At 70.4% G+C, this 18,283-nt stretch carries 17 protein-coding genes; 12 read left to right on the top strand and 5 right to left on the bottom strand.

The window, feature by feature from the left end; translation table 11 throughout:
- Positions 1-372 precede the first annotated feature (372 nt).
- The 6 genes from C2L58_RS05605 to mdlC all read left to right on the top strand — a co-directional run bounded on the left by C2L58_RS05605 (position 373) and on the right by mdlC (position 6,099).
- A complete protein-coding gene (locus C2L58_RS05605) occupies positions 373-585 on the top strand; it encodes a hypothetical protein (protein WP_103336403.1) in 213 nt (70 codons plus the stop codon).
- A 44-nt stretch (positions 586-629) separates the two neighbouring features.
- The gene (locus C2L58_RS05610; protein WP_233225566.1) at positions 630-1,592 is read left to right on the top strand and encodes a hypothetical protein; all 963 of its coding nucleotides are present in this window, start codon (positions 630-632) and stop codon (positions 1,590-1,592) included.
- Between the two features lie 167 nt (positions 1,593-1,759).
- Positions 1,760-3,409: a S53 family peptidase gene (locus C2L58_RS05615; protein ID WP_103336405.1), complete on the top strand. Its 1,650-nt coding sequence runs from the start codon at positions 1,760-1,762 to the stop codon at positions 3,407-3,409.
- A 90-nt stretch (positions 3,410-3,499) separates the two neighbouring features.
- A complete protein-coding gene (locus C2L58_RS05620; RefSeq protein ID WP_103336406.1) occupies positions 3,500-4,345 on the top strand; it encodes a helix-turn-helix domain-containing protein in 846 nt (281 codons plus the stop codon).
- A complete protein-coding gene (locus tag C2L58_RS05625) occupies positions 4,345-4,503 on the top strand; it encodes a DUF397 domain-containing protein (protein WP_199191113.1) in 159 nt (52 codons plus the stop codon). Before C2L58_RS05620 ends, C2L58_RS05625 begins: the two co-directional genes overlap by 1 nt.
- A gap of 9 nt (positions 4,504-4,512) precedes the next feature.
- A complete protein-coding gene (mdlC, locus tag C2L58_RS05630) occupies positions 4,513-6,099 on the top strand; it encodes a benzoylformate decarboxylase (protein ID WP_103336409.1) in 1,587 nt (528 codons plus the stop codon).
- A gap of 64 nt (positions 6,100-6,163) precedes the next feature.
- Here mdlC and C2L58_RS05635 read toward each other — a convergent pair whose 3' ends face one another.
- Genes C2L58_RS05635 through C2L58_RS05650 form a run of 4 tightly spaced genes read right to left on the bottom strand, consistent with a single transcriptional unit; the run spans position 6,164 to position 9,656 of the window.
- The gene (locus C2L58_RS05635) at positions 6,164-7,030 is read right to left on the bottom strand and encodes an ABC transporter ATP-binding protein (protein ID WP_103336411.1); all 867 of its coding nucleotides are present in this window, start codon (positions 7,028-7,030) and stop codon (positions 6,164-6,166) included.
- 19 nt (positions 7,031-7,049) lie between these two features.
- The gene (locus C2L58_RS05640; protein WP_103336412.1) at positions 7,050-7,883 is read right to left on the bottom strand and encodes an ABC transporter permease; all 834 of its coding nucleotides are present in this window, start codon (positions 7,881-7,883) and stop codon (positions 7,050-7,052) included.
- Positions 7,880-8,650 carry an ABC transporter permease gene (locus C2L58_RS05645; protein WP_103336414.1) on the bottom strand — a complete coding sequence of 257 codons (771 nt, stop codon included), beginning with the start codon at positions 8,648-8,650 and terminating at the stop codon, positions 7,880-7,882. The genes C2L58_RS05640 and C2L58_RS05645 overlap by 4 nt, the downstream gene beginning before the upstream one ends.
- Before the next feature lies 1 nt (position 8,651).
- Entirely contained in the window at positions 8,652-9,656 is a 1,005-nt protein-coding gene (locus C2L58_RS05650; protein WP_199191114.1) for an ABC transporter substrate-binding protein, read from the bottom strand.
- A 723-nt stretch (positions 9,657-10,379) separates the two neighbouring features.
- Between C2L58_RS05650 and C2L58_RS05655 the strand changes: the two genes are divergently transcribed.
- From C2L58_RS05655 to C2L58_RS51445, 6 genes are all read left to right on the top strand, one after another.
- On the top strand, positions 10,380-13,544 hold the full coding sequence (locus C2L58_RS05655; RefSeq protein ID WP_103336416.1) for a sensor histidine kinase: 3,165 nt from the start codon (positions 10,380-10,382) through the stop codon (positions 13,542-13,544).
- 20 nt (positions 13,545-13,564) lie between these two features.
- Positions 13,565-14,026, top strand: a complete 462-nt coding sequence (locus tag C2L58_RS05660) for a roadblock/LC7 domain-containing protein (protein ID WP_013230256.1) — start codon at positions 13,565-13,567, stop codon at positions 14,024-14,026.
- A gap of 25 nt (positions 14,027-14,051) precedes the next feature.
- On the top strand, positions 14,052-14,831 hold the full coding sequence (locus C2L58_RS05665) for a DUF742 domain-containing protein (protein WP_103336418.1): 780 nt from the start codon (positions 14,052-14,054) through the stop codon (positions 14,829-14,831).
- Positions 14,812-15,420, top strand: coding sequence for a GTP-binding protein (locus C2L58_RS05670; RefSeq protein ID WP_013230254.1), 609 nt, complete (start codon positions 14,812-14,814; stop codon positions 15,418-15,420). The genes C2L58_RS05665 and C2L58_RS05670 overlap by 20 nt, the downstream gene beginning before the upstream one ends.
- A 402-nt stretch (positions 15,421-15,822) precedes the next feature.
- Complete coding sequence (locus C2L58_RS05675; protein WP_003085368.1) at positions 15,823-16,239, top strand: roadblock/LC7 domain-containing protein; 417 nt, start codon at positions 15,823-15,825, stop codon at positions 16,237-16,239.
- A 6-nt stretch (positions 16,240-16,245) separates the two neighbouring features.
- The gene (locus C2L58_RS51445) at positions 16,246-17,712 is read left to right on the top strand and encodes a DUF742 domain-containing protein (protein WP_103336420.1); all 1,467 of its coding nucleotides are present in this window, start codon (positions 16,246-16,248) and stop codon (positions 17,710-17,712) included.
- On the opposite strand, the gene C2L58_RS05685 is transcribed toward C2L58_RS51445, so the two are convergent.
- A complete protein-coding gene (locus tag C2L58_RS05685; protein ID WP_233225567.1) occupies positions 17,709-18,281 on the bottom strand; it encodes a hypothetical protein in 573 nt (190 codons plus the stop codon). The two genes, C2L58_RS51445 and C2L58_RS05685, sit on opposite strands and share 4 nt — an antisense overlap.
- Positions 18,282-18,283 lie beyond the last annotated feature (2 nt).

An 18,283-nucleotide genomic window follows, 5' to 3' on the forward strand; every position in this document is an offset into this window, starting at 1 on the left:
GCCGATGTTTTCGCGTGCCGGTGACAATCGTGACCTGGCTCGTGAAATTGCATCCGCCGTGTGCAGTGTCGCGCGCTGGGCTGCGCGTGCGGTTGCACGGGCGGTTTCAGGTTTGACCTGGTTGGTGGCTGATTTTCCGACGATCGGCTGGCTACGGTTGTCCCGCATTTCGCGATCCGGCCGATCTTCAGGAATCGATCTGCACAGTGCGGGAGGCGGCGCCGTGTGCGCGCGTATTCAGTTCGAGAACTCGTTGCGTGGACAGCAGGAAACCAGGACGCCGGCCATCAGGTGGATATCTACCACCTGGGGCAGGCTGATTCCCCGCGGCTATCGCCCGAGTGCCGCAGCGGCAAGCCGGAGGGCCGAATCGTGACCGGCGCGATACCGCGTCAACGCGGAACCGAAACCGCCGAAGACGATTTCGCGAAACTGGGGCTCGGCGGCTCCCTCGCCCTGACCGGGCTGCTGGCCGTCGTCAAGATCGCGGAAACCGCCACGGGTGTGGTGCTGACCGCCACCGGGGTGCTGCCCGGTGCCACTCCCTCGAAGGAGCGGGCTCCGGCCTGGCCCGGCGGGGAATGAGCGGAGCTGCCCGATCGGCAGCTCTCTACGGACGGAGGGCTGCCATGACCGGCAGTGACGAGCGGGACGGCTTCAGCGGCGCACGCGTGGGTCTCGCCGACGTGCAACGGCTCGAGGACACCATCGCGCGGCTTCGGGCGCAGGACTACCGCTACGGCGGCGGTGCTTGTGGCGAAGCCGTCGCGGAGGTGCTGCCCCACGCCGTCGGACTGCTGGGTGGCACCGTGCGCGGCAAGGTCCGGCCGCGGCTCTGCACCGCCGTCGCCGACCTGTACAACCTCGCCGGCTGGACCAGTTTCGACGACGACCGCCCCGAGGCCGCGCTGGAATCGTTCGCGCAGGCGATGGAACTGGCTGTCGAAGCGGGCAACGACGACCTCCAGGCCAACATCCGGTACCGCGCCGGGCGGCTGCTGCTGCACTACGACGCCGTCGATCCGGCGCTGGCGGAGTTCGCGCGGGGCCGGGAGGCGGCGCTGCGGGCGCGCTCGCGGCTGGCCCAGGCGATCCTTTCGGCCAACCAGGCGTGGGCGCACGCCAAGAAGGCGGACGTCGTCGCCGCGGTGGCGTGCCTGCACCGGGCCCGCACCGAGTTCGCCGACGCCGCCGGCGTGGCACCGTCGCCGTGGGCGGCCTTCTTCGGCCCCACCGACCTGGCGGCGATGGTCGGCACGGTGCACGGCGAACTGGCCCAGGTCGTCGACGTCCGGCACGGCCGCGAGGGCATCCCCGCGCTCGTCGACGCGATCGCCGGCTACGGCCCGGAGATGGCCCGCAGCCGGTCCTTGACGGTGATCTGGCTGGCCACCGTGCACGCGCTGGGCGGCGATCTCGACGTCGCCACCGAAGCCGGCCGGGAGGCGATCGAGCTGGCCGGCGTCCTGCGCTCGCCCCGGACCCGGCAGCGGCTGCGGACGTTGTCGGCCGCGGCCCGCCGCCACCGGCGCGACCCGCGCGCCCGGGAGATCATCGAACGCATCGAAATGGTCGGGCAATCCGGACAATAATCGGTTTACCATGGGAAGGTAAACCTCTCGGAAAATGAAAATGGGATCCGTCGAAGCCCAGACAAAAGTAGGTTCCTCGGCGTGATCACGTCTTCTTATGCTGCTCGGCAACCTGCAGTGAACATTCCGCGCAGGCCCGGTCCCCACCGCCGAGAGGAAATTCCCCCATGCGCTTGCGCAAGCTCGTCGCGGCCGCTGTGCCGCTGCCTGCGTTGCTCGGCCTCGCCGTGGCCGTCCCGGCCGCCGCCGCGCCGGAACCCCTGGTCACGCTGGCCGACAATGCCGCGCCGCTGATCAACAGCGCCCGCACCGGCGACGTCGCGGCCGACCGGCCGATCGCCGCCGCGCTCTCGCTGAAACTGCACAACCAGCAGGCGCTCGAAAAGTTCCTCGCCGACGTGCAAAATCCCGCTTCGCCGCAATACCACCGGTTTCTGACCCCGGCGCAGTTCAATGCCAGGTTCGGCCCGACCCAGGCAGACGTTGACAAGGCCGTCTCATTTCTCGAGAAAGCGGGGCTGTCCGGGATCGAGGTTTCCGGCAACCGGCAGGCGATCACGTTCACCGGCTCGGCGGCGCAGCTCGAGTCGGCGTTCCGGACCCGGATCGGGACCTACCGCGACCAGGCTTCCGGGCGGGACTTCTTCGCCAACGACGCCGTCCCGGCCGTGCCGGCGAGCGTCTCGGACGTCGTGGGCGGGGTCATCGGCCTCGACGACCACGCGGTGCGGACGCACGCGTCGAAGCCGCTGGCGCAGCCCAACGTCGTCAAGTCCGTCACCCCGCCGGTGCTCAAGACCGCGTACGGCACCAGTGGCCTGTCGGCGACCGGCAGCGGTGTCAACGTCGGGTTCGTGGAGTTCGACGGCTACCAGAAGTCCAACATCACCAAGTACGACAGCACATACGGCCTTTCCGCGGGCTCGGTGACGACGGTCGGCGTCAGCGGCGCGAACTACGACTCGTCGCCGGGTGACGGCCAGATCGAGGTCGAGCTCGACATCGAGGTCGTGCACGCGCTCGCGGCGGCGGCCAACGACTACGTCTACGAGGCACCGAACTCGAGCGCGGGCGAACTCGCGATGTACCAGAAGATCGCGTCCGACGCGAAGGTCAACGTCGTCTCGATCTCTTGGGGCGCTTGCGAATCCGCGGAAGGTTCGAGCGCGGCGAAGAGCGTCAGCAGCGCGATCGCGACCGGCACGGCGGAGGGCATTTCCTACTTCGCAGCGGCGGGCGACGACGGCACGACCGACTGCTACCGCCAGACGGGTTCGGCGGCGAAGGGCGTCGACTTCCCGGCGTCGAGCCCGAACGTGTCGGGCGTCGGCGGCACGAAGCTGAGCGTGACCTCGTCCAACGGCTACAGCAGCGAAGTGACCTGGAACGACGGCAACAGCGGCGGTTCGACCGGCGGCGGCATCTCGACGGTGTTCACGGCGCCGTCGTGGCAGTCGTCGCAGAGCACGACGTACCGCAAGGTGCCGGACGTGTCGGCGGACGCCTCCCCGACGTCGGGGTACTACATCTACAGCGCGGGCAGCTGGGGAACGGTCGGCGGCACGTCGGGCGCGGCCCCGCTGTGGGCGGCCTTCGCGGCGCTGCAGAACCAGGTGCACGGCGGCGGCCTGGGCAACCTGAACCCGAAGTTCTACTCGATCGGCAACGGGTCGTCGTACGGCACCGGTTTCCACGACGTGACCTCGGGCAACAACACCCTCCACGGCACGACGGGTTTCAGTGCGGGGACGGGGTACGACCAGGTGACGGGCTGGGGTTCCTTCAAGGGCACCGGGCTGTCCGGCCTGATCGGCTGAGCAAGTGAGTGACCGGGAGCCGGGGCTGTCGCGAGTTTGCGACGGCCCCGGTTTCCCGGTTTTGTCGGTGGCCGATGACACAATGTGTGCATGGCAACACTGGTAGCGACACCGAGGTCCCGCGCGCTGGGCTTCGGGATCCGCGCGGCGAGGAAGGCGCGCAACCTCGGCGTGCGCGAACTGGCGCGGCTGGCGGGGGTGGTGGCGCAGGATCTCTCGCACTGGGAGAGCGGCACGCGGGTGCCCAAGATCGAGCAGGTGGCGCTGCTGCTCGGGGCGCTGCGGGTGGAGCCCGCGGAGCGGAAACGGTTGCTGGAGCTGGCGAGGAACGCCCGCGAGCCCAACTGGCTCGAGCACAGCATTCCCGGGATCTCGCCGCGGCTTTCGGCCTTCATCGAGTACGAGCGCACCGCCTCGGCGATCTTCGCCTGGGAACCGCTGCTGATCCCCGGGCTGTTGCAGACCCCGGAATACGTGCGGACGATCCTCGCGGCCGCCGGGCGGTCGCGGGCCGAGGAAGAGCTGCGGATCAAGGTGCGCCTGATGCGGCAGGAGGTGCTGACCGGCCGAGATCCGTCGCCTTACACCGCGCTCCTCGCCGAGACCGCGCTGAGGCAGCGGCGCGGCGGGGCCGAGATCATGGCCCCGCAGCTCAGGCACCTTGCCGAGCTGGCGCAGCGGCGGAACGTGAGTTTGCGGGTCCTGCCGGACAACGAGGACTTCCACCCGGGCCTCAACGGTTCCTTCGTCATCTTCGACTACGCCGACCTTCCGCCGATCGTCTTCCTGGAGCAGTACCGCGGCAGTGCTTACCTCTACGATGAGCAGCAGGTGGCCGATTACCGGGCGGCCCAGCGGGCGATGGCGGCACTGGCCCTGAGCGAGCAGGAATCCTGCGCGCTCATCCGGGAGGTGATCGCCGACTTGGAGGCGTGATGTGGCGTAAGTCCAGTTATAGCGGGACCGAAGAGAACTGCGTCGAGGTCAAGCTCGGTCCGGTGTCGCAGATCCGGGACACCAAGGACCGCTCGGGTGGCACGCTCACCGTCGGTTCGGCCGCTTGGGGGGCTTTTCTTCGCAAGGCTAAGCGTTAACCTGGGCGCATGATCAAGCGCACGGTGCTGGACGCCACCCGCGAACTCCTCCGCGAACTCGGCCTCACCACGGTGTTCGGCAATCCCGGCACCACCGAAGTGCCGTTCCTCACCGACTGGCCCGACGACTTCGACTACGTCCTGGGCCTGCAGGAGTCCGCCGTCGTGGCGATGGCCGATGCCTACGCGCAGGCCACCCGGCAAGCCGTGCTCGTCAACCTGCACTCCGCCGGCGGGGTCGGGCACGGGCTCGGCAGCCTGTTCAACGCCTACCGCAACCGGACGCCGTTGATCGTCGTCGCCGGGCAGCAGATCCGGTCGCTCATCCCGCACGAACCCTTCCTCGGCGCGATGGAAGCGCCCGAGTTCCCGAAGCCGTACGTGAAGTGGTCGATCGAGCCCGCCTCGGCCGAGGACGTCCCGGCCGCGCTGGCGCGGGCCTACCACGTCGCCACGCAGGCGCCGTCCGGTCCGGTTTTCGTGTCCGTGCCCGCCGATGACTGGGCTGTCACCACCGAACGGCCCATCGTCTCGCGTCCCCGGATCCGCGGCTTCGCGCCCGATCCCGAGGCCGTCGACGAGCTCAACACCGCTCTGGAAGCCGCCGAACGGCCGGCGATCGTCGTCGGGGGAGCCGTCGACCAGGACGCGGCCGTCGTCGAAACCGTCGCGCTCGCCGAACGGCTCAACGCCGCCGTGTGGGTCGCGCCGATGTCGTTCCGCTGCTCGTTCCCCGAGGACCACCCGCTGTTCCAAGGGTTCCTCGACCCCGAACGCGGTGCGGTCGCGGACACGCTGGCGCCGTACGACCTCGTCGTCGTGCTCGGGGCGCCCGCCTTCACCTACCACGTCGACCGCGGGCGCGGGGAAGCTCCGCTGCCGCCGCTGTTCATCGTCAGCGACGACGAGCAGGTCCTCGCGCGCGCCTTCGAAGGCACCGGTATCCGGGCCACGCCGAAGCTGGGCATCCGTGCGCTGCTCAACGTCGTCGAGCGCAGCACGCGGCCCGCACCGGCGCCGCGGCGGCGTCCCGCCAAACCGGCCGGCGACGCGCTGACCGGCGAACTCGTCTACTCGACGCTCGCGGACCTGTTGCCGGACAACGCCTTGGTCGTCGAAGAGGCGCCCAGCCACCGCGGGATCCTGCACGACCACCTGCCGATCACGGCCACCGACACCGGCTTCCTGACCATGGCCAGCGGCACGCTCGGCTACGGCGTCCCGGGTGTGGTCGGCGCGGCGCTCGCCCGCCCGGACCGCAAGGTGGTCGGCGTGATCGGCGACGGTTCGAGCATGTACGGCATCCAGGCCCTCTGGACGGCGGCGCGCGAAGAACTGCCCGTGACGTTCGTGATCCTGGACAATTCCGAGTACGCGGCGGTCCGCATCCTGGGCGACGCGATCGGCGGCGCGAAGCTGCCGGGCACCGAACTGGGCGGCATCGGGTTCGCGGCGCTGGCGGAGAGCATGGGCTGCCACGGCGTGACGATCACCGAGCCGGCCGAGCTGGTCCCCGGCCTCACGGCGGCGCTAGCAGACCCGCGCCCGACGCTGGTCCACGTCCGGGTCGCCCCATCGTCCAAGTCGCTGTACTGACGCCTCGTGAGTGGTAAAGCGGGTTCTAACCCGCTTTACCACTCACGACGGGCCGCGGCAGGGGCTAACGCTGGCTGCGGGTCTTGGTCTTCGTCATGTTCGGTGCCTGCTCGGCCAGCTCCCACTCCGCGGCGTCGGACGCGGCCGTGGCGGCCTCCGCCGGCGTGCCGCCCTGCAGCAGCCGGGCCACTTCGCCGCGCAGGGTCACGAACTCCGCCGATTCACGCGTGGTGATCTGGTCCCGCGCAGCGGGCAGGCCCACCGGCAGGTCCGCCACGATCGACGCCGGTGACTTCGACAGCACCAGCACGCGGTCGGACAGGTACACGCTCTCGTCGATGTCGTGGGTGACGACCAGGACCGTGCTGCCCTGCTCGCGCTGCACGCGCCGGGTCAGGTCCTCGAGCTCGAAGCGCGTCTGGGCGTCGACCGAGGCGAACGGCTCGTCCATCAGCAGCAGCGCCGGGCGGCTCGCCAGCGCGCGGGCGATCGACACCCGCTGCTGCATGCCGCCGGACAGCTGCCACGGGTACTTGCCGCCGACGCCCGACAGGCCGACCTGCTCGAGCGCCTCGGCCGCCCGTTCCCGGCGTTCCGCGCGGGAGATCGGGCGCCACCGCAACGGGAACTCGACGTTCTTCTGCACCGAAAGCCAGGGGAACAGCGACCGGCTGTAGTCCTGGAACACCACGGCCAGGTCGTCCGGGACCCCGGAGACGCGGTCACCGTGCAGATTGACCGTGCCGTCGGTCGGCGGGGTCAGCCCGGCGATGCAGCGCAGCAGCGTCGACTTCCCGCAGCCGGACGGGCCGACGATGCTGGCCAGCTGCCCGGCTTCGACGGTGAACGAAAGGTTGTTCACCGCGGTGTGCGCCTTGGCGCCACTGCCGTAGGTGTGACTGAGGCCGGAAACTTCGAGCATGGTGGACATGGGAGAGGCCTTTCCAGCGTCAGTCGCGGCCGAGACGGGCCGGCTGCCAGGCCAGCACCCGCCGTTCCGCGGCCAGGAAGATCGTGTTGAAGACGTAGCCGAGGATGCCCAGCAGCACCAGCCACGACCACATGGTCGGGAAGTCGAAGTCCTGCTGGGCGTTCAGCAGCGACCGGCCGATGCCGTTGTAGGCGCCGACGAGCTCGGAGACGACCATCAGCAGCAGCGAAATCGACAGGCTGACCCGCAGCCCGGCGAAGATCTTCGGGGCCGCCGCGGGCAGGACGACCATGCCGAGCCAGTACCCCTTGGGTGTGCGGAACGACCGCGCCGTCTCCACCTTCACCTGGTCGACCGAGCGGACGCCGTCGACGGTGTTGAGCAGCACCGGCCACACCGCACCGAAGATGATCGACCCGATCTGCATGCCCGAGCTCAGCCCGAACAGCACCCCGAACACCGGGATCAGGGTGGGCGGCGGGATCGAGCGGAAGAACGCGAACAGCGGGCCGGCATAGTCCATCGCCGTCGCCGACCGGCCGAGCAGCACGCCGAGGACGATGCCGACGACCGCGGCCAGCGCCCAGCCACCGAGCGTCCGGCCGAGGCTGGGGAACACGTTGTCGAACACGGCGTCGGTGAGGAACAGGTGCGACGCCGGCCCGGTGAACCACAGCTTGGCGGCGGTGCCCGCGATCTTCGACGGCGGCGGGAAGAACGTGCTGCCGCCGGCCCGGGCGGCGAATTCCCACACGACCACCAGGAGCGCGAACAGCAGCCAGTTGCGCAGGACCGTGGCGGCACCGCGCGCGGCGCGCCGGCCCACCCGGCCCGAAAGGGTTGCCGCCGTCACGCGATCGCCTCCCGGTCCACCGAGCTCCACTTGAACAGCCGCTTGCCGAGCTGTTCGAGCCCTTCGTTGATCAGGTAGCCCAGCACCCCGGCGACCACCGTGCCGGCCAGGACCAGGTCGAACCGGACCGAACCGGTGCTGGCGACGATGATGAAGCTGCCCAGCCCGAGCTGGGAACCGGCCAGGAACTCCACGCTGACGACGGCGATCAGCGAGATCGTCGCCGACAGCCGGAGGCCGGTGAAGACGAACGGCGCGGTCTGCGGCAGCGCGACCGACGTCAGGATGCGGAACCGGCTGGTCCCGCACGCGCGGGCGGTCTCCATCAGCACCGGGTCGATTTCGCCCATGCCGTAGATCGTGTTGAACATGATCGGCCACAGCGACGCGTAGACCGCGAGGGTGATCTTCGCTTCGGGACCGGAGCCGATCACCAGCAGCACCAGGGGAACCAGCGCGGTGATCGGGATCGGCCGGAGGAACTCCACGATCGCCGCGGTGGCCGTGCGCAACGCCGGGACGCTGCCCAGCAGCAGCCCGGCGGGTACGCCGACCGCGATCGCGACGGCGATGGCGATCAGCCAGGCCAGCATGGTCGCGACGATGTCCCGGATGAACTCGGGGTCGCCCAGCAGGTCCCCGACGGTGCGCAGCACGACGCTGGGCGGCGGGGTGAACGTCCGATCGACCAAGCCGACCTGGACGAGGACCTCCCAGAGCAGGAGGAAACCGACCAGGCCGGCCAGGCCGCGAAGCAGCTTCTTCACGTCAGCTGGTCGCCTGCGGGGCGATCATCGGCGCGGCGTCGACCTTGCTGGTGATGACACCCATCTGCAGCAGCAGATCGGGCACCCGCTGCAGGCGCCGGGCGTCCAGGACGGAGCCGTAGCCGGGCAGGGTGAGCAGCTTGGCCGTGTCTTCGTCGATCTTCGCGTACTTGACCAGCAGCGGTTCGACCTTCGAGCGGTCGTTGATCGCGTCGCTGGTGGCCTTCTTCATCGCCCGCTGGAAGGCCGCGAGGGTCTTCGGGTTGCCCTGCACCCACTTCGTCATCGAGCCGTAGCCGGTCAGGGGGAAGTCCTGGCTGGCGCCGGTGTTGATGTCGATGACCGGCGTCGCGCCGACGGTCTTCGCCGCCTGCGTGAGCATCGGCTCCGGCATGTAGGCCGCGTCCACCTGGTTGTCCTTCAGCGCCGCCGCCATGTTCGGCAGCGCGACCAGGGTCCACTGGACCCCGGTGAAGTCGACGCCGTGGTCCTTCATGACGGACTTGGTGAGGATGTCGGACGCGGTGTTCTTGGCCGTGATCGCGATCCGGCGGCCCTTGAGGTCGTTGACCGTCTTCACCGGCGAGTTCGGCACCGTGACGATGGCGTTGCTCTTCGCGTTCACCGACGTGCCGTCGGCGACCAGCTGGATGTCCGTGTCCTTGCTCTTGGCGATGAAGAACGGCGTGTACGTCGAGAGGGCGATGTCGACCTCGCCGGCGATCGCCTTCTGCATCGACTCTTGTCCGCTCTTGGCCACGACCTGCTCGACCTCGAGACCCTCGGCCTTGAAGTAGCCGCCGTCCTGGGCCAGCCAGAAGGGGCCGAGGTCGGTGGTCGGCATGATCGAGACCTTGATCTTCGACTTCTCCAGGCCGCCCCCGCTCGACGAGGCGTTCGAGCTGTCCGAGCCGAGCGCACTGCAGCCGGTGAGGGCCGTGGCGGCTGCGACGGTGAGGGCGAGCCCGAGCGCGGCGCGGCGAGTGCGAACCCGGCCACTGCTCATGGCGTTTCCAAGCAAGGCCTGCTCCTTGAAGAAAGTGACGGTTGGGGAACCGATTTAGGTGGAAGTGCGTGACTCATTCCCGGGAGCCACGCGGGCCACTGTAGAGAACGTGACAGCTTGCTCACAATGGGTGGAATCACTACCGAACCGAGTGGCGCACGTCACTCTTTAGGCCTCTGGTCTAGACCCACTGCTCCACTCGCCGTAGCTGTTCACCCAGCGTAGGGTGAGGTTCCTGAATTCAGGACGGCTGCTGTGCGTCGACTGAGCGAACGCTGTGCAAGATTGAGTGGGTCCTGTCGGGAGGGTTACATCTTCCCTTGCCGTTCGCTACCCTCTGCACCTGCGGGGAGGTATCAACCTCCGATGTAGTGAGAGAGAGTGCCTGGATGGCCGATCAAGAAGTCCCACTTCGGTGTACCAGCACACACTGTGCTTTTCCTGAGAGAATCTTCCCCGCGAAGACCACTGCCTGGCCGGGCACAACCGCCGCGCCGGTGGGTTAGGCCGACCAACAGACCGATGCAGGACCAGCGCAGGGACCGACCGTGATGCTCGAGCTGAACCGATTCCGTCCGGCTGGACGGGGTTCAGGAACCCCCAGTACCGATACTGGAGACGATCTTTTCACCCGTACGGGTAGCGTCTTGCGCTGGGCTCCTACCGATGGGCCGGAGCGCCGGAACGCCGGGAGCGTGCAGACGAGTGGCTGAGGAGAACGCGATGCGCCCTGGCGGGCGCTGGACCGACCAGGGTTTCCCGAGCACGAACGATGATGGTGGAGCGGCGGTGCCGAACGAAGACGCCGCAGGGGTGGGAGGGGCCCCTGCGCAGTCGCCCGGAGCGGATCCGGGCCGGAAGGCCGGGCTGTTCGCCGGCATGCGTGACTGGCGGCTGCGGTCCAAGCTGGCCGCGGTCCTGATCATCCCGACCCTCACCGCGCTCGCACTGGGTGCGGTGCGCGTGATCGACGACGCCCGCGAGGCGGCCGAGTTCCAGCGCACCGCCGACCAGGTGGCGTTCGCCGTCAAGGTCACCACAGTGGTGCACGAGCTGCAGAACGAACGCTCGCTGTCCGTGGCGCGGATCGCTTCGCAGAACCAGCTGCTGCAGACCGGGCTCGACTCGCAGATCGCCAAGGTGGACCGCGAGGTCCAGGACCTGCGCGGCGCGGCCGGCACCCTCAACTACGACGACCAGGCGACCAAGGACCGCTACACCCGCGGTCTCCAGCGCCTCGACGCCCTGCGCCCGCTGCGGGCGGCGTTCAACACCTCGAACAGCCTGCCCGACATCACGGTGCTCACCGCCTACTCGGGCGTCATCGACTCGCTCATCGAGCTCGGCCGCGAGGTGACCACCGCGGTCACCGACCGGGACGTGCTGCGCCTGGGCACGAGCACGCAGGCGGTCAGCGAGGCGAAGGAGTTCACCACCCGCTCCGACGCCGAGCTGCAGATCGCCGCGTTCCGCGGCAACTTCCCCGGCGACCTGCTGGACCAGACGCGCGCGTCGGCGTCCAGCGCGGACGCCTCCGTCGCGTCCTTCCTCGCGAACGCGGACGACGACCAGCGCCAGCTCTACAACGACACGTACTCCGGCCCGGAGGTCGACGACCGGCGCCGGATCCAGACCTCGGCGTTCTCCTTCGCCCAGCTGGGTGACCCGCCGAACATCGACACCACGGCGCTCAGCAAGGACAGCACCGTGTCGGCCGACAAGCTGCACGCGGTCGAGTCGAACCTGCTCGCCCAGCTCAAGACGCGCGCCGACGACCTCGCCACGCAGAAGGTCAACTCGGCGTGGGTCGGCGGTGCCGTGGTCCTCGCGGCCCTGGCGCTCGCGGTCGCGCTGATGCTCCTCGTCGCCCGCCTGATGCTGCGCCCGCTGCGGGTGCTGCGGAAGAGCGCGCTGGACATCGCCTACACCCGGCTGCCCGAGACCGTGCAGGGGATCCTGGACGACCCGGATCCCGTCGGCGCCTCGAAGCGAGCCGTCCAGCCGGTGCCCGTCAACACCCGCGACGAGATCGGCGAGGTCGCGCGGTCGTTCGACATCGTCCACGAACAGGCCGTCAAGATGGCCGCCGAGCAGGCCCTCCTGCGGGAGAACGTCAACGGCATCTTCGTGAACCTCTCCCGGCGGTCGCAGCGGCTGGTGGAACGCCAGCTCGGCGTCATCGACCGCCTCGAGGCCGACGAGCAGGACCCGGACCACTTGGCCAGCCTGTTCGAGCTCGACCACCTCGCGACGCGGCTGCGGCGCAACGGTGAGTCCCTGCTGGTGCTCTCCGGCGCCGGCCTGGCCAAGTCGGTGCCCAAGCCGGTGCCCGCCGCCGACGTCATCGGCGCCGCGGTGTCGGAGATCGAGCAGTACGCCCGGATCGAGGTCGGCATCGTGCCCGACGTCGCGGTCCAGGGCCTGGCGATCCACGACCTCGTGCACGTCCTCGCCGAGCTGCTCGACAACGCGACCTACTTCTCCGAGCCGGAGACGAAGGTCATCGTGCGGGCCGTGGTGACCCGGCGCAAGGCGCTGGCCATCCAGGTCACCGACCACGGCGTCGGCATGAGCGAGGAGCGGCTGGCCGAGGTCAACGCGCGCCTGGCCGACCCGCCGGACCTGGACGTGTCGGTGACCCGGCGAATGGGTCTGTACGTGGTTTCGCGGCTGGCCAAGCGCCACGGCATCGAGGTCCGGCTGCGCGAGAACGAGGACATCGAGGGTGGCGTGATCGCCCGGGTCGTCGTCCCGGCCGAGCTGCTGACCCAGCTCCGCCCGGGCATGCAGCGGCAGACCCCGCCGCCGGCGAACCGCTCCGAGACGTCGATGTCGATGCCGAGCATCCCGATCCCGGCCGCGCGCTCGGACTTCGACCAGACGCAGTCGTTCGCGCAGACCCCACCGCCGCCGTCGGCACCACCGCCACCGCCCCCGGTGCACGAGCCGGTGCCGAACCAGGGCGGCCTGGTGCCGCTCGACCAGCCGATCAGCCTGGACGACCTGGTCAGCGGCGGCCGTGCGGCGGGCCCGTTCCTGTCGCCGGACCTGCCGAAGCCCGAGACGCCGGCCTGGCCGACGGCCGAGGACCTGGCGCCACTGGCACCTTCGTCGAACGGCGACGGGGCGAGCTCGCGGGCCGCGGACACGCAGTTCGCGCCGCTGGTCCTGCCCAAGCGCGAGCCGAAGTTCGTGCCGCCGGAGGAGCCGCCCCCGCCGCCACCGCCCGTGCACGAGGTCGGTTCGTCGGCGCTCGAGGACGATGTACCCACCCGGCGGTTGCCGATCTACCAGTCGGTGCTGTCACGCTGGTTCAGTGAAGGTGACGACGCGGCAGCCGACCCGGTGCCGGCGCAGAGCGAGGGCGAAGACCCCAACCTGCCGCCGCTCACCGGTACCGACGAGCCGCTCGCGCCGCCGGCGCCCGCTGCGCACGTCCACGCCGAGCCGTCCCACGCTGAGCCGTCCCGTGACGAGCTCCAGCCGACCGCGGCGACCCGGCACCCACTCCTCCCGGCCGACGACGGCTGGCACAGCGCCTCCGACGACGGCTGGCAGGCGGCGCAGTCGCTGCTCGAGTCCAAGAACGAGGAGATCACCCCGGCCGGGCTGCCGAAACGCGTCCCGAACGCCTACCTGGTGCCGGGGTCGATCAACAGTCCTTCGGCCGACGCCCCGCCGCAGAACAGCTTCGCGGACAACACCGCGGGCATGCCCGGAACGGGTGCGATCACCCGCTCGGCGTCCGCGGCGCGGAGCCGGATGGCAAGCTTCCAACGGGGCTACACCTCGGGACGGCACGCCTTGAAGGAACTTCCGGCCGAAGAACAGCTGCAAGGCAGCAGGGTTCCGGGGCGTGGCAACACCACAGACAGCAGTGAGGAGTGAAAGTGACACGGGCGGGTGCAATGCAGCCGGGTGGCTCCGCGCAGCCGAACGGCCAGGCGCATGCCAAGGCGAACAATGCCGGCAGCTTCGCTTGGCTGATCACGGATTTCGTGCACCGGGTGCCCGGCGCGGCCCACGCGGTCGTGGTGTCGGCCGACGGCCTGCTCCTGGCGGCCTCGCGAGGTCTGCCGAAGGACCGGGCGGACCAGCTGGCCGCGGTGGCGTCGGGGCTGACCAGCCTCGCGCGCGGTGCGGCCAAGGTGTTCGAGGGCGGCACGGTGGCGCAGACCGTGGTCGAGATGGCCAACGGTTTCCTCTTCCTCATGTCGGTTTCCGACGGTTCGTGTCTGGCGGTGCTGGGATCGCCGGAAAGTGACATCGGCCTGGTCGTCTACGAGATGACCTTGCTGGTGGAGCGGGTCGGCCAGCAGCTGACTCCGGAGATGCGGGCGCAACTGCAGGGTTCGGCAGTTCGCCGCTGAGGACCTGGGAACCGAGGAGAGAGCCGTGGACGACGGGCGCTTGAGGGGTGAAGGGCGGCTCGGTGACGACTTCTCCGGCGGGTGGTCCGACCAATCGGACGACGGCCGGGAGGACTGGCAGTCGTTCCGGGACCGCGTCGACCGCGAGTGGCGCGCGCGGCGGGTGCAGGCCTCCGACAGCGACCCCGTGCGGGAGCCGCCGAACTGGCTGACCGACAGCAATGCCGGGCAGGAACCGATCCGGCCGATCGCCGGGGGTACCGAGTACCGCGACCGCCTCCTCGGCGGTCCGGGCGCGGAGCTGTTCGGCGGTTCGAGCGGGCCGCTGTACGACGCGCACGAGTTCGCCGCGTACAGCGCCGAGCGGGACTTCTCGTCGGGGCCGGACTCCGGGGAGCTGGCCGCGGCGCTGCCGCGGCAGGCCCACCAGGAGTACGTCGACGAGCCGCCGGCGACGGAGATGGAGACTTCGGGCCTGGTCCGGCCGTACTTCCGGACCCGGGGCCGGACGAAGGCGACGCTCGACCTGGCCATCGAGGCGTTGATTTCGACCAGCGAACAGGGCCGGATGCTCGACCGGGTCCGGGTGCCCGAGCACCGGTCGATCTGTGACCTGTGCCTCGACACCAGGTCGGTGGCCGAAGTGGCGGCGCTGCTGCGCCTGCCGCTCGGCGTGGTGCGCGTGTTGATTGGTGACGTGGCGGGCCTCGGGCTGGTGCTGGTGCACTCCAGCAGCCCGACCGTGGGCGACCGCCCGAGTATCGAGTTCATGGAAAGGGTGCTCAGTGGGCTTCGGAGAATTTGACTCCGACGCGAACGCGCCGCAGGTGACGGGTCCGACCTCGTCGGCCAAGATCGTGGTCGCCGGCGGGTTCGGTTCGGGGAAGACGACCATGGTCGGGGCGATCTCGGAGATCGACCCGTTGACCACCGAGGCCATGATGACCGAGGCGAGCGTCGGCCACGACGACACCACGGCCACGCCGAACAAGACGACCACCACCGTGGCGATGGACTTCGGGCGCATCTCGCTGGACTCGGACCTGGTGCTGTACGTGTTCGGTACCCCGGGTCAGCACCGGTTCTGGTTCATGTGGGACGACCTCGCGGTCGGTGCCATCGGCGCGGTCGTGCTGGTCGACACGCGGCGGCTGGCCGACGCGTTCCCGTCGATCGACTTCTTCGAGAACCGGAAGCTGCCCTACGTCGTGGCCATCAACTGCTTCGACCGGCTGCTGCACCACCAGATCGAGGACGTCCGGCACGCGCTCACCATCGCGCCGTCGGTCCCGATCATGGCGTGCGACGCGCGGGAGCGCGAGTCCGCGAAGCAGGTGCTGATCTCGGTCGTCCAGCACGCGATCGCGCACGATTCGGCGTTGCGCGCGGGATAGCCCATGACGCCCCGATCCGGATGCGGCCGTTGGAGTGAACTCCGCGTGCTTCACCCACTTCGGGGAGTGCTGTCACCGTCCGGAGGAGTAACCGGGCGGGGCGGTCCGGTGGCGCCGTCAGAGGTGGTGCCCGCGTGGGCTGGTCGCACCCGGGTTGACCTGCGCGGACAGCCCACGGGTGCGAGCCGTGGACGACGCCCTGGTGTGTCCCCCGGATGGGGGAGGCGAGCCGGGCTGCCGCGGAACTCGGCCGGGTGCACACGTAGGGTGCGCAGCGGCCGGCCGGTGGCGGGCTCGACACCATCGGCGGTGCGAATACGCTTTACCGTGGCGTCGCCGACCGGCCGTGCCGGGCGCTCCGGGGTGCGGCGGGCGACGCCGCACGAGCAAGGAGGAGCAGTAGTGACGGCTTCCGGCCAGGGCACGTTCGGCTGGCTCATCACGGACTTCGTCCGCCGGGTACCCGGTGCCGCGCACGCCGTTCTGGTGTCCGCGGACGGGTTGCTGCTGGCACCGTCGGAGGGGCTGCCCCAGGAACGTGCCGAGCAGTTGTCGGCGGTGGCGTCCGGGTTGATCAGCCTGACGGCGGGGGCCGCGCGTTGCTTCGAGGCGGGCGGTGTCAACCAGACCGTGGTGGAGATGGAGCGCGGCTACTTGTTCTTGATGTCCGTTTCGGACGGTTCTTCGCTGGCGGTGCTGGCCGCGCCGACGTGCGACATCGGCACGGTCGCCTACGAGATGACCCTGCTCGTCGAGCGGGTCGGCCAGCAGATCACCCCCGAGCTGCGCGCCCAGCTCCAGGGCGGCGTGCGTGGGTAGGGCGAGATGAGGATTTCGGGATTCGACGATCCGGACTCCAGCGGCTGGGACGCACTGCACCGCGGCACCGAGCGCGAGGGCTTCGATTCGCCCAGCAAGTTCGACATGTCGACGTTGTCGATGATCATGCCCAAGCGCAAGCCGGCCCGCCCTCAGCCGGACCCCCAGGGCTACACCGACGAGGACACCCGCGAGTGGGGCTCATCGGCCGACGACGACGAGGATTACGCGGCTCCCGCACCGGACTTCGCGGGCGACGACGAGCCGACCGGCCGCCGGGCCAGGCGCGCACGTTCGCGGGAGTACACCGCCGACGATGACGTCCGCCCGGAACCCAGGGCCCTCCCCGGCCGCCGCTCGGCCGAGTACACCGGCGGCGGTTACCGGGGTGAGCACTCGCCGGAGCCCGGCGACGACTACGCCCGCCCGGGACCCTCCGGCGACGAGACCGCCCGCTCGGCGTTCGGCGGCTACCAGGGCCGCCGCCGCCGTTCGCCGGAATCCGGCGACGACTACTCCCGTCCGGATCCCGTGGGCTATCAGAGCCCGCACTCGGAGTCCGGCGGCGACTACTACCGTCCGGATCCCGTGGGCTATCAGAGCCCGCACTCGCCGGAGTTCGGCGACTACTCCCGCCCGGACCCCTTGGGCTACCAGAGCACGCACTCGCCGGAGTTCGGCGACTACTCCCGTCCGGACCCCTTGGGCTACCAGAGCACGCACTCACCGGTGGTGGACGAGGACGGCTACGACCCCGTCGAGCCGGAGTGGCAGGACGGGGACAGGTCCGAGCCGGAACCCCCGCCGCTGGAGCCGGCGTGGACCCCGCCGCGGGGTGCCCGCTCGCCCGCTCCGCCGCGGCCGCCGGTCCACCCGGCCGCCCCGCGGCCGCCCGCACCCCGCCCGCCCGCGCCGCGGCCACCCGCCCCGGTAGCCCGGCCCGTGCACCCGGCGGCCCCGCCCGCACCCGTGTCGCGGCAGGCGGCGCCCCCGCCCGCGTGGACCCCGCCGCCGCCCGCCGACTGGACGCCCCCGCCGGACCCGGAGACCCGCTGGATCCCGCACCCGGAACCGTGGGAGGACCCGGCCTGGAACGAGCCGGCCCGGGTGGCGAGCCCGGTGCCCGTCGCTGCGCCGGGGTCGCGGGTCCGCCCGTACACCCGCACGGGCGGCCGCACGCGGTCGGACCACAACCTGGCGCTGGAGGCGCTGGTCTCGACGTCCGACGACGGCCGCCGCTACCGCGGGGTCCGCTCGGTCGAGCACCGCCGGATCTGCGACCTGTGCCTGGACACCCGGTCCGTGGCGGAGATCGCCGCGCACCTGCGGCTGCCCCTGGGCGTGGTGAAGGTGCTGGTCGGCGACATGGCCGACATCGGCCTGGTGCTGATCCACCAGACCGAGCTGATCCTCGGCGACCGGTCGTCCCGCGAGTTCATGGAACGCGTCCTGGCCGGCCTGCGCGCCCTCTAAGCCGGGGTGAGGTCGAGGGTCAGGGTGTTGCCGTCACCCGGCACGAACCCGTTGATCAGCGGCGTCGCCGAACCGCAGTTCTCGAAGGCACCGATCGTGTAGGTCGATTCGACACGGCCGCCCTTGCCCACGGTGAAATCGTCCGAGGTCCATTCGGTCGTCACCGGCTCGGCCGTGCCGCACTTCGCGCCGACGTCGTACGGCACCCCGTTGACGTGGACGTCGGAAAGCTTCACCGGCCAAGACGCCGAGCCGGAGAAGCCGCCGGACACCGAGCCCTCGGCGTGGCCGGGGCCGAACGTGACGGTGCCGCCGACCCGGCCCACGCCCGGCACCGGCCGGGTGACCTCGACCGGCGGCAGCGTGAACGTGCCGGCGAAGGTGCCCCGCCCGATGTCCACGGCGAGCTTCCCCGGCCCGAGCTCGAGGTCGGCGTCCGGCTTCGCGATGTGCGTGGTGCCGGTGACGGTGTACTCGGAGTGACCGGGCGGTACGGCCGCCGCCGCGGTTCCGGCTCCGCCCAGCACCGTTGCCGCGACCAGCGCGGTCACGCGTGTTCCCCGCTTCATGC

The organism is Amycolatopsis sp. CA-126428 (assembly GCF_002904335.1).
Classification (GTDB): Bacteria; Actinomycetota; Actinomycetes; order Mycobacteriales; family Pseudonocardiaceae; genus Amycolatopsis.

Excerpts from the sequence above, each read along its gene's own strand:
- C2L58_RS05620 (WP_103336406.1), top strand. The coding sequence starts at position 3,500 with ATGGCAACACTGGTAGCGACACCGAGGTCCCGCGCGCTGGGCTTCGGG.
- C2L58_RS05655 (WP_103336416.1), top strand. The coding sequence starts at position 10,380 with ATGCGCCCTGGCGGGCGCTGGACCGACCAGGGTTTCCCGAGCACGAAC.
- C2L58_RS05625 (WP_199191113.1), top strand. The coding sequence starts at position 4,345 with ATGTGGCGTAAGTCCAGTTATAGCGGGACCGAAGAGAACTGCGTCGAG.
- C2L58_RS05635 (WP_103336411.1), bottom strand. The coding sequence starts at position 7,030 with ATGTCCACCATGCTCGAAGTTTCCGGCCTCAGTCACACCTACGGCAGT.
- C2L58_RS05615 (WP_103336405.1), top strand. The coding sequence starts at position 1,760 with ATGCGCTTGCGCAAGCTCGTCGCGGCCGCTGTGCCGCTGCCTGCGTTG.
- mdlC (WP_103336409.1), top strand. The coding sequence starts at position 4,513 with ATGATCAAGCGCACGGTGCTGGACGCCACCCGCGAACTCCTCCGCGAA.
- C2L58_RS05650 (WP_199191114.1), bottom strand. The coding sequence starts at position 9,656 with ATGAGCAGTGGCCGGGTTCGCACTCGCCGCGCCGCGCTCGGGCTCGCC.
- C2L58_RS05660 (WP_013230256.1), top strand. The coding sequence starts at position 13,565 with ATGCAGCCGGGTGGCTCCGCGCAGCCGAACGGCCAGGCGCATGCCAAG.
- C2L58_RS05685 (WP_233225567.1), bottom strand. The coding sequence starts at position 18,281 with ATGAAGCGGGGAACACGCGTGACCGCGCTGGTCGCGGCAACGGTGCTG.
- C2L58_RS51445 (WP_103336420.1), top strand. The coding sequence starts at position 16,246 with ATGAGGATTTCGGGATTCGACGATCCGGACTCCAGCGGCTGGGACGCA.
- C2L58_RS05610 (WP_233225566.1), top strand. The coding sequence starts at position 630 with ATGACCGGCAGTGACGAGCGGGACGGCTTCAGCGGCGCACGCGTGGGT.